The 11448-nt window shown below is 45.4% G+C and carries 5 protein-coding genes; all 5 read left to right on the plus strand.

Annotated features, from left to right (window positions below; all coding sequences use genetic code 11):
* Positions 1 to 348: 348 nt before the first annotated feature.
* A complete protein-coding gene (locus tag BN587_RS03530; RefSeq protein WP_021719771.1) occupies positions 349 to 1242 on the plus strand; it encodes a radical SAM protein in 894 nt (297 codons plus the stop codon).
* A gap of 28 nt (positions 1243 to 1270) precedes the next feature.
* Positions 1271 to 2191, plus strand: a complete 921-nt coding sequence (locus tag BN587_RS03535; protein WP_021719772.1) for a C40 family peptidase — start codon at positions 1271 to 1273, stop codon at positions 2189 to 2191.
* 52 nt (positions 2192 to 2243) lie between these two features.
* Positions 2244 to 4124 (plus strand): sigma-54-dependent Fis family transcriptional regulator, encoded by a 1881-nt coding sequence (locus BN587_RS03540; protein ID WP_021719773.1) that lies wholly within the window; start codon positions 2244 to 2246, stop codon positions 4122 to 4124.
* A gap of 837 nt (positions 4125 to 4961) precedes the next feature.
* Positions 4962 to 10340, plus strand: a complete 5379-nt coding sequence (locus BN587_RS03545) for an ESPR-type extended signal peptide-containing protein (RefSeq protein WP_021719774.1) — start codon at positions 4962 to 4964, stop codon at positions 10338 to 10340.
* Between the two features lie 320 nt (positions 10341 to 10660).
* Positions 10661 to 11416, plus strand: a complete 756-nt coding sequence (locus BN587_RS03550) for an Rpn family recombination-promoting nuclease/putative transposase (RefSeq protein WP_021719775.1) — start codon at positions 10661 to 10663, stop codon at positions 11414 to 11416.
* The last annotated feature ends 32 nt before the right edge of the window (positions 11417 to 11448 follow it).

The following is an 11448-nucleotide window of genomic DNA, read 5'->3' on the forward strand; positions in this document are numbered from 1 at the left end:
ATCATCGGAGGCTGACCTGTGTCAGCCTCCTTGGTGCGCCTGCGGCGATACTGTTGTTTGTGCCCGCAGGCGTATTTTTTTGTGTGCGGGTATATGCTGTTATGTCCGGTTTTGCCTGCCTAAGCGTCCTTACCGTTGCCAACAGGCGCGGAAAATCACAGTTATTTTACACTCTGACAATGTTTCACAAAATCTCTGTAAAAAAAGTAACAAAAAGTTTTCAGTTGGACGTTACAAATGGCGAAAAATCTAGTATAATAATATTAAAGTGTACTATACTTTACAAAATCTCTGAGATCTCAAACTGGCGCCAAATCAATCAAAGTAAAATGAGATAGAATAGTAGAAATGTTTTTTGATTCTTATGACACACCAGTCTTCAGACCTCCCAGTGAGGCACGCAGCTTTATTTTGCGCGTTACGCGCGGCTGCGCACATAATAAATGCACCTACTGCAACATGTACAGAGGTGTTCCCTTTCAGATTTTAAAGGATGAAGAAATTTCCCGTCAGATAGCACTGGCGGCCCATTACGGCAAGAACAAGGTGCGCCGTGTCTTTTTGGCGGACGGCGATGCTTTGGTGCTGCCTACGGCTAAGCTGCTGAAGATTCTGCAGGTACTGCGCGAGCAGTTTCCGCATCTGCAGCGCGTTGCCAGCTATGCTGCGCCCAAGGATATCCTGCGCAAGAGCGAAGAGGAGCTGCACCAGCTGAAGGAAGCAGGCCTGAAGCTTTTGTATTACGGCATGGAAACAGGCGACGACGCTACGCTGAAGGCTGTCAACAAGGGTGTTGATGCCGAGCAGGCGGTAGAAGCGGGACGCAGAGTTACTGCCAGCGGCATGAAGCTTTCCATGATGATTATTCTGGGCTTGGCAGGTGCGGAGGGCAGCGAACGCCACGCACTGGCAACTGCTAAGGCGATTAATATTATCAAGCCGACGCATCTGAGCGCGCTTTGCCTGATGCTGTACCGCGGCAGCGAGCTGCTGGACCAGTACGAGGCAGGCAAATTCAATCCGCTTTCACCGGCAGGACTGATGCGCGAGCTGAAGCTGATAATAGAAAATATAGATTTACCTGCGGACAGACACTGCCTTTTCCGCAGTAACCATGTATCAAACTACGTTCAGCTGGCAGCAACACTGCCGCATGACAAGCAGCGTCTGCTGCGCGATATAGATTACAGTATTGCTCAGCTCAGCAAGCTGAAAAGCTGGGACGTATATAACTACAATTAATTTTTAATTTTGCATTTGAGCGGGGCTGATGAAGATGAAAAAGAAGCTGGCTTCTGTGCTGACTGTAATCATGCTGGCCTGTAGCCTGCCATGGCAGGCACAGGCTGCAGCGCCTATTGTCAGCAACAAACCGCATAAGGCACCGGTGGCAACGCCGCCGGCCGTAAGCGAGGCACGGCCTGTGAGGGCGGTGCCGGAGCCTGCTGCCGTCAAGGCCGATACCGCAGCCAAGCCTGCTGCCGCAGTGAAGGCGTCCAAGCAGGCGAAGCCTGAGAAAAAGGCGAAGAAAACCGCAAAGAAAAAGACTAAAACAACTAAGGACAAACAGCAGTCTAAGGTGCAGGTGCAGCAAAGCAACTGGCGCCTGAAGGTGGCACAGCAAAAGCTGCAGGTGCTGGGCTTCAGTGACGAGCGCCCCAGCGGACGCATGACGGAGGCTACCAGCAGCGCGCTGAAAAGCTTCCAGAAGCAGCACAAGCTGAAGGCGGACGGTGAGCTGAATGATGCAACCTATCAGAAGCTGACCTGGGAGGCCTTCACTAAGGAGGGAATCCGCAAGGTGCAGGGCAAGGAAATCGTCAGTCGCGCAGCCAAATATAAAGGTGTTCCCTATGTGTTCGGCGGAACCACGACCAATGGCTTTGACTGCTCCGGTTACGTGCAGTATGTGTTTAAGGACTGCAAGGCCAAGCTGCCGCGACTGGCAGACGAGCAGGCGTTACAGGGGATTTTTGTAACGCAGAAGCAGCTGCGGCCGGGTGATTTGGTGTTTTTTACCACCTACGCGCCGGGAGCATCGCACGTGGGTATATATGCCGGTGACGGACAATTTTGGAGTGCATCCTCGTCCAAGGGTGTAATCCTTTCGTCGCTGAAGGAAGAGTATTGGAAACAACGTTATTTTGGAGCACGCCGGGTGTTGATTACGAACGGCGAGGTTAATAAATAAAAAGTTCTGCTGACGGCAGCCGACTGCCGGACAGACGGGGAGGGTATAAAACATGATTCGTGAGAGAAGAAATAAGGATAAGCTGGCTTCTTATTACAGAAAGTTTATGGAAGAGGGTATTGTTGATCCCAACGTGCATCCGTGGGTTGCTGAAAGCTGGCAACGCTGCCGTGCTATGCATCTGCCGCATGAAACAATGCCTAAAATCAACAAGCTGAGCCGCGAAGAGATTATCGCGCATCAAAAGACGCATGAGTTCATTGTTAAATATGTTGATGGCCTGTATGAGCAAAGCAAGCAGCACTTCAATATCCACAACCTGAGCATGCTGTTGATTGATGAAAACGGCTATGTAATAAAAAACTATGCTATGCCGTTCTTCCAGCGCATTATCGAGGATATTCAGGGTATGCGCGTATTGGAGGAGGATGTTGGTACCTCCAGCATCAGCGTGGCACGTGAGCACAACGTACCGTTTTTGATGTTTGGTCCGGAAATGTGGATTAAGGACAGCCATTCCGGCGATGCCTGCAGCGCGCCTATCTGCGTCAATGGTAAAATCCGCTATATTATTTCCTTCTTTTCTTTGGATCAGAACGATTTGCCCTATGATTTGCTTTTGAGCCTGCTGATGACGATGAAATATTCCATCGAACAGCACCTGAACATGCTGGAGGCATGGAGCATCAACCGCATTATGATGGAACAGCTGCCGGTAACCGTTTACTGGCTGGGCAAGGACGGCAGCGTGAAATACTGCAACGAAAATGGCCGCAAGCGTCTGGAAGGACATGAGCGTCTGGAGGACGTGTTCCTGAACTACGAGCATATTCCTATTAAAAAAGCGCTGCATGGCGTGGCAACGCAGCGTCGTGAAATTACCTGGATTACCCAAGACAGAACCTTTGAGGATATTACCACCGTTATGCCTATTAAGGTTGGCAGCGAGGTAGAAAGTGCTTTGGTGCTTTCCATGTCCATTGAGGATTTGAAAACAACCATCGCCCATGCAACCGGCTACAGCAGCCGTTACAGCCTGTACAGCATGGTTGGCGAAACCAGCGAATTTTTGGCGCTGCAGCATAAGGCCAGCCGCGTTGCCCGCACTGACCACAATATCCTGCTGCAGGGCGAGCCCGGTACCGGCAAGCAACGTTTGGCACATGGCATTCATCAGGCCAGCCCGCGCGCTGCCGCTCCGCTGATTGCGGTAAAATGCCACAACGCATCGCTGGACGAGTTGGAAGCTGAATTCTTTGGTACTGATGATGACGGACAGCAATCCGCAGGCAAGCTGGAGCTGGCAATTGGCGGCACACTCTTCCTGGACGAGGTAGAAAAGCTGCCGCTCGAAATGGGCGATAAGCTGGCTGACGCACTTACACATGGACTGCCTGCCAAGGAAAAGGGCGGCAAGCCGCGTATGTTCGACGTGCGCGTAATCGCAGCCTGCGATTCCAACCTCAAGCGTTTGGCAGACAAGGGCTTGTTCTCCCGCAACCTCTATGAGCTGGTGCTGGATACTACCATGCGTGTGCCGCCTCTGCGTGAGCGCGTGAAGGATATCGAGGTTATCGCTTCGCATATTCTGGTGGAAATGTCCGCTCAGCACAACCTGCCGCAAAAACGCCTTTCTCCCGAAGCTGTTTCCCTGCTGCTGTCCTGCAGCTGGCCGGGTAACATCAAGCAGCTGCAGGGTGTTATCGAGCAGGCCTTCTTCCACACTCCCGGCAGCATCATCGAAGCAGAAAACATTAAGCTGCCCGGTGACAAAACCTTGGAGCGCTCTTGGAAGTATGACAAGGAAGCCTTTATTGCAGCTTGGAAATCCGCCGGCGGCAATATCAGTAAGCTGGCAACAATGCTTGATGTTAGCCGTGTAACCCTGTACCGTTATCTGAAGAAGTACGGCCTGGGACCGAAAGCAAAATAAATTTTTAAACTGATTGCCCTCGAAGCAGGCTTGCCCTGCTCCGGGGGCTTTTGCTATTTTGGGTGGCGTGTTTAGAAGATAAAAGTGCAACATATTGCAAAAATCTCTTCTAAAAATGGCGATATTTTTTAGTCGCGTTAAGTATAAATAAAATTTAAAAAAGAAATAAAGATAAGGTAGTGCTAAAATTTCTAGTGTTGAACTGCATAGTAGTCTGAGTATAGTAAGAAAATGGCAGTTTTGCAAAAATATAGCGTGCTAGAAAAATTTTCTTGCACATACAACTGCGATGCTATCGAGCTGCTTTTTTGACAAATGTATATGTGCTGGCCTTTTTGGTGCCTTTAGTTAGATTTTGTGTCTGAAAAAAAGAATATGAATACATAAGCTTTTGCCTAATATATTGCATAATACGGAAAAGTGTTAAACTCGTTTTGTAAATAAAAAAATTAAGTAGTCAACTGATTTTAGTGTAAAAGAATATGCTTTTAAACTATAAAGACAAGAACAATGCTTGTCTGGTACGGACAAAGATGGTATAATAAAAAATAAGGTATATGTTGAGAGAATAATTATCTGATTAATTAAAATATATCTACCTTTGGCCTTTGATATACAATTGTGGATGTTCGTCTAATGATAAACCACAATAGTGAATGTCCGAAAAGTACAGTATATTAAAGCCATTACGAAAATAAAGTCTATTAAATAAAGTACGAAAATACAGTATTATTTATTAATAAAAATATATTGTTGCATAATAAGATAAGCTTCCTCGCGTGGATTGGGGCCACGTAAATAGATAAATATTAAAAAAGCGTTTTGGAGGAATGTAGCATGAACAAGGTATTTAAAGTCATTTGGAACGAAGCACGCAATGCTTACGTTGTTGTTTCGGAAATCGCGAAGAATAGAGGCAGCAAAAGCTGCTCTACGAAGAAGCTGTTGGCAATGCTGATTGCAATGGGTGTGATGACCTGTGCAAGCTTTGACGTGCTGGCGGCGCCGCCTAGTGTAGCTGCAACGGCTAAGTCTCAATATGTTGCGTTTTTTGATGAAACAGCTGGTTTGATTAATGGACAAGAAGATACGATTGATGGGCATAAGTATATCTATGATGCAACCAATAAATATTGGGTGCGTGCAGGCTATAAACTGACGGTTGAAGAAAATGGCAAATTGCATACACCACTTTCCGCCCATGGCAAAGCTGCTGATGTAGCGTATATTGGTGATGGTGATACAGGCAGCATTTTGCAATCAGTAACTTCGATGGTTTCAGCAAGTGGTACAGTAACCAATATGGGCGAATCATTAAGCAGGATTACTGCAAGTGCTTTTGCTGGTGTAAGCCACGGTGGCGGAGCTGCTGTTGCCGGTGATTGGAGTTATATTATTCAGGATTCCAGTTGGAAAGGTTATGTTGAGAACGGAAACTTCCAAGATGGTTATGTTGATTTAATTGACCAAGCAAATGGGATGCCTAAAGGCTTTGTAACTGTAGGTGACAAGCTTAAATGGGATGATACTAAGCAGGCCTACACTTATAACGGAAAACCGGTAGATTACAGCAACGTATACGTTATTGATGGTAAGATTGGTGTGTTTACTAATCAAAGTGGCAGTGATTTCTATAAAGGCACCGTCTTTGGCAAAAACAATGAAATCCTTATGACTGTAAAGGATGGAGATCATTTCTACAGCTATTGGGCTGCCGAGGTTACTGACCCGAGCGCTACCATGCAATCTTATCGCTTGGCTGAGTATAAGAAAGATTTGGCTGTATTAGTGGAAAATGATAATAAGCTGCATCGTGACGATATTAAAGAAGTTACCATGACTACAGATGCAGGTACAAATTCTGCAATTATCGGTTTGGTAAGAAATGGCAATACCGAAGCAGGTGCGCCTGTCAAAGGTGCTATTACCGTTACCAGCGGTGGCGGTACTGAAGGCAGTGACACTTTCGTTAAGATTTCTAATGGTACAGCTAATCAGACCTTTGCTACCGGTTCTAAGGTAGAGGCTATTGGTACTACAGAAGCTACAACAGGCATTAAAATCAATGGTCAGGAATATACTATCAAATCCGGCTCTGTAGTAAGTGTTGCAAAAGATGCAGCAAACAAAACTACAACTATTACTGTTGATGGCAATGCAACTACCATTACAGATACCGATACTACTTACACTGCAGGCGATGGCATCAAAATTAATGTTGGCGCAATTTCTGTCAGCAAAAATCTGACCGGCATGCAATCTATCCAAGGCGCAGGCGAAGGCAAGATTAGCTTTGACGGTGCTAATGTTAAGGTTAACAATACTACCTTTAGTGAAAACAGCGTAGTAGTTGGCGGCGGTACTGATGGAAAAACTCCTGTAACAATTAATGGTACTGACGGAGTAGTTTCCGGTTTACATAATACTAATATTGGTTATACAGACTTTGCAACTAGAGGCAATGCTGCTACAGAAGAACAGCTGAAGAAGGTAATGGATGCAGGCTGGAAATTTACTACAGATAGTGGCACCAAAACTACTGTGACTGTTGGCGAAGCTGGTAATGAAGTTAAATTCAACGGCGATAGTGCTAATATTGAAGTAACAAATACTGGTAACAATATTAAGGTAGCGCTGAATAAGAATTTGACCGTAGATAGCGTAAAAGCAGGCAGTTCATTTATGTCTGCTACAGGTATTGGTTATGGCGATAAGGCATACATCACCAGCAGCGGTCTGAACGCAAATAACCAAAAGATTACCGGCGTAGCAGATGGCACTGATGATACCGATGCTGTAAACGTAGGCCAATTGAAAACAGTAAGTGAAGTAGCAAACCAAGGCTGGAAGCTTTCCACTAACGGCGATGCAGCTTCTAAAGTAGCACCCGGCGAAATTGTTGACTTTAGTGGTGACAAGAACATCAGCGTAAGCCATAACGGTACTAAGGTTAAAGTAGAGATGAATGATGAGCTGGAGGATATCAAATCCATTAGAAATGGTGATTCCAGAATCAACCTGAATGCAGATAGCATCAGCATTTCCAATGGTAATAAATACTTTGCAATTACTAACAGCGGTATTGGTATGAGCTATATCACTGCTGATTATAGTGCAAAATCAATCATGCTTGGTGAAAACGGAACAACCATCAGCGGTGGCTTAAATGTAGCTGGCAGCAAGATTACCGGCGTAGCAGCAGGTACAATCGCTGCAGGCTCTACTGACGCAGTAAACGGTAGCCAGTTGAATGACATAAAGAACAGCATCAATACTGATATCAGTAACAAGACCTTCGGTCTGAAAGATGATAAAGGCAGCGAAGTTACCAGTACTTTGGGCAATACAGTTCAGGTTAAGGGTGCAGATGGCATTACTTCTACCGTAAAAGATGGAGCATTGGAAATCGGCCTGAAGCTGCAGGATAACTCTAACCTCGTAGTTAACAGCAACGGTTTGGCACTGAACACCGCTCTGACTGGCATTCAATCCATCAATGGCACTGGGGCAGGCGGCATCAGCTTTAATGGCGGCAATGTTAAGGTTAACCAAAATACCTTTAACAGTGACGGCAGAATCCAAAATGTAGCAAACGGCACTGAAACGAAAGATGCAGTAAACTTTGGCCAGTTGGACGCAACCAACAAAAAAGTAGATAATTTGACAAACGAAGTTGGTAAAGGCTGGACAGTAGAAACAGAAAACGGTACAGCAACTAAGGTAGGAGCTGGTGATACCGTAAAATTCAGCGGTGACGACAACATCAAAGTCAGCAATACTGGCAAAGATGTAAAGGTAGAGTTGAACAAAAAGCTGACTGTAGACAGCGTAAAAGCTGGCGACTTCTTCATGGATAAGAATGAAGGCGTAGGCTACAAAGGTAAAGCATATATTACCAGCAGCGGTCTGAACGCAAATGGCCAAACGATTACCAATGTAAAAGCAGGCGAAGCTGAAACCGACGCTGTAAACGTAGGCCAACTGAACGCTGTAAAAGCGGAAGCAAGCAAAAAAACTACCTTGTCCGACGGCAAGAATACAACTGTTACATCTGTAACAACTGACGGGCAGACTGATTACCAGGTAAATGTTGCAGGTGATTTAAAAGACATTACCTCTGTCTCCAACGGTGCTTCCAAGATTAACCTTAATGCCGACAGCATCAGCATTTCCAATGCTAATAAGTCCTTCGCAATTACTAATAGCGGTATTGGCATGAGTTATATTGGTGCTGATTATACTGCAAAATCTATTATGCTTGGTGAAAATGGTACAACCATCAGCGGTGGCCTGAATGTTGCAGGTAGCAAGATTACCGGCGTAGCAGCAGGTACTGCTGATACCGACGCTGTAAACGTAAGCCAACTGAATAAAGTAAGCGAAATTGCCAACAAGGGCTGGAAGCTGAAAACTAACAATGGCAATGTATCTGATGTAAAACCTGGTGATGAAGTTGAATTTGATGGCGATGATAACATCAAAGTAAGCAATGCTGGTAATAAAGTTAGCTTTAAGCTGAATAACAAATTGACCGGCATTGAATCCATCACTGGCGTAGGCGGCGGTAGCATCAGCTTCTCCGGCGGAAACGTTACTATCAATAATAATGTAACCTTTGGCAGTAATGGCCAAATCCATAACGTAACCGCAGGTACCGCTTCTACCGATGCCGTTAACGTAGGCCAATTGAATGCAGCAGTTCAAGCAGGCAATACCGATACCCATATCAAACCGGGTGAATACGGTGTAGGTGCTGACAACAAGGTTAATATGGACGTTGTTGATAAGACTGGTACGAAGATTAATACCGTTACCATTACCGATGTTGCTAAAGCAAGCGATTTAGGTAACGTTAATAACATTAACAATGACCTGAAGAACTCGAATGGTACTACCACCGTTGTTGATGCTGTAAATAACTTGAACCAGAAGCTAGATAACAAGGTTGGTGATTTGCAGTACAGCAAGGTAGACAAAGGTGATATTGCTGATGGCGACAGTACTACTACCGCAATCGGCAAGTTGGATCAAAAGCTGAATGATGTAGCAGCAACCGCAGCTAAACAACACACTACAGTTAGCGGTAGCGGTAACATCGTTGTAGAAGATCCTACTATCAATGCTGACGGTGGCAAGAATTATAATGTTAAACTGGCAGACGATATCAATGTTAACAGCGTAACCGCCAATACCTTTAAAGCTGACAAAACTATAATGGACAAAGATGGTCTAAAGGTTGGTGAAAAGGTTAGTGTAACTGAAAACGCTGTAACTGCTGGAAAGACCTCCATTAGCGATGAAGGCGTAAAGGTTGGCGACAAGACCTATATCAGCGATAAGGGCCTGAATGCAAACGGCCAGAATATTACCAACGTAGCAGATGGTAAGGTAGAAAAGGATTCCAAAGACGCTATTAACGGTGGTCAGCTGTTTGATACCGAAACTAAGATCAACAACCGCATTGATGGTGTTGAAAACCAGGTTATCAGCAACAGCAACCGCATCGGTCAATTGAGCAGCCGCGTGAACAAGGTTGGCGCAGGCGCAGCAGCTCTGGCAGCACTGCACCCGATGGACTTCGATCCGGACGACAAACTGACCTTCTCTGCCGGCTATGGCAACTATGCAGGCCAAAACGCAGCAGCAATCGGCGCTTACTACCGTCCTGATGAAAAGGTAATGTTCAGCGTTGGCGGTACTGTAGGCAACGGCGAAAACATGGTTAACGCAGGCATCTCCTTCTCCTTGGACCGTACTAACCATGTAAGCAACAGCCGTACTGCTCTGGCTCGTGAGGTTATCGACCTGCGCGGTCAATTGGCAGAAATGGGCGCTAAGATGGCTAAGATGGAAAAAGCATTCGGTATGCTGGATGAAAGCAAGACCAAGCTCTTCCCGGATATCCCGGCTAACCATTGGGCATATGAATACATCGCTAAGCTGGCAGGCAACGGCTACGTCGAAGGCTATCCTGACGGCAGCTTCGGCGGTGACCGCCTGATGACCCGTTATGAATTTGCTGCAATGCTTTATCGTGCAATCGAAAACGGTGCAGCTCTGGAAGAAAAGATTATCAAAGAATTTGAGCCTGAGCTGGGACGCATCCGTGTAGACCGCATCAGCGGCGAAGACGGTGACCGCAACAAGATCGAGCGTGTACGCGTTAACGCAACCAAAGGCGAGCGTGACCATTACGGCAACAAGCTGGCAAAATAAATTGTCGGCAGTGACAAATGAATAAAGCTCAGTAAACAGTAAAGGCGTTCTCCCGCAAGGGAGAGCGCCTTTTGTCATAGGGAATATATCAATAATTACAACGTTACTTTTCTTTTTACGAACTATTGTTTTCAAAACGTTTCTGTGCTATAATTACCTTAGTTGCATAGGTAGCCGCATTTTTGCGGAGCTTATGCCTGGTCGTGCGGACCAGTGGCGCCTGTCGAGCTTTCGGCAGGTGCCTTTTCCTTTATATCAGTCGCAACTGCCGGCTTATATATTTTTACTGCAAATTATGCTATAATCAAAGGAGGAAACATATGCAAAAGCAAATCTCTAATCTCGATAAGCTGACTCTGTCCAACGATTTTCTTTTCAAGCACGTTATGCTCAGAAAGCGCATCTGCAAGCATATTTTAGAAGAGCTTTTACATACCCAAATTGCAGATATTACCTATCTTGAAGCAGAGCAGACTATTGATGTTTATCCTGACAGCCATGGTATTCGTTTGGATGTCAAGATTGCAGATGCTGCCAATACTCATTACAATTTGGAAATGCAGGTAAAGAATCCTGTTAATCGTGCTACAGGAAAATTTCTTTTGCCTAAGCGTACCCGCTACTATCAGGCTATGCTTGATACTGATATGCTGCAAAAAGGTCAGGATTATGACGAATTATCTCCTACGTATATAATTTTCTTCTGTCTGTTTGATTTTTTTCAGGATTCCCAGCGTATTTATACCTTTAAGAAGCGTTGTCTGGAAAACATGAATATTGAATTGGCAGATGAAGCAGTTATTATGTTTCTCAATACCTTGGGAATCAAAGGTGATGTGTCACCGGACATTCAAAGTCTGTTTGACTACATCAACAGCAATACTATTAACAGTAATTTTACACGTGAGGTTGCTGACACGATTGTAGAAATTAAAAATGACAAGAAAGTGAGGGATGCCTATATGACTTACGAAATGCGTATGAAAGACCTGCGTGACGAAGCACATGCCGAAGGCAAAGCAGAAGGTCTCGCCGAAGGTAAGGCAGAAGGTCTCGCCGTAAAATATACCCCATAAAGTGGACATAATAAGAAGAAGGGTTCCTAAAA

This window comes from Phascolarctobacterium succinatutens CAG:287 (genome assembly GCF_000434895.1).
Lineage (GTDB): Bacteria > Bacillota > Negativicutes > Acidaminococcales > Acidaminococcaceae > Phascolarctobacterium_A > Phascolarctobacterium_A succinatutens_A.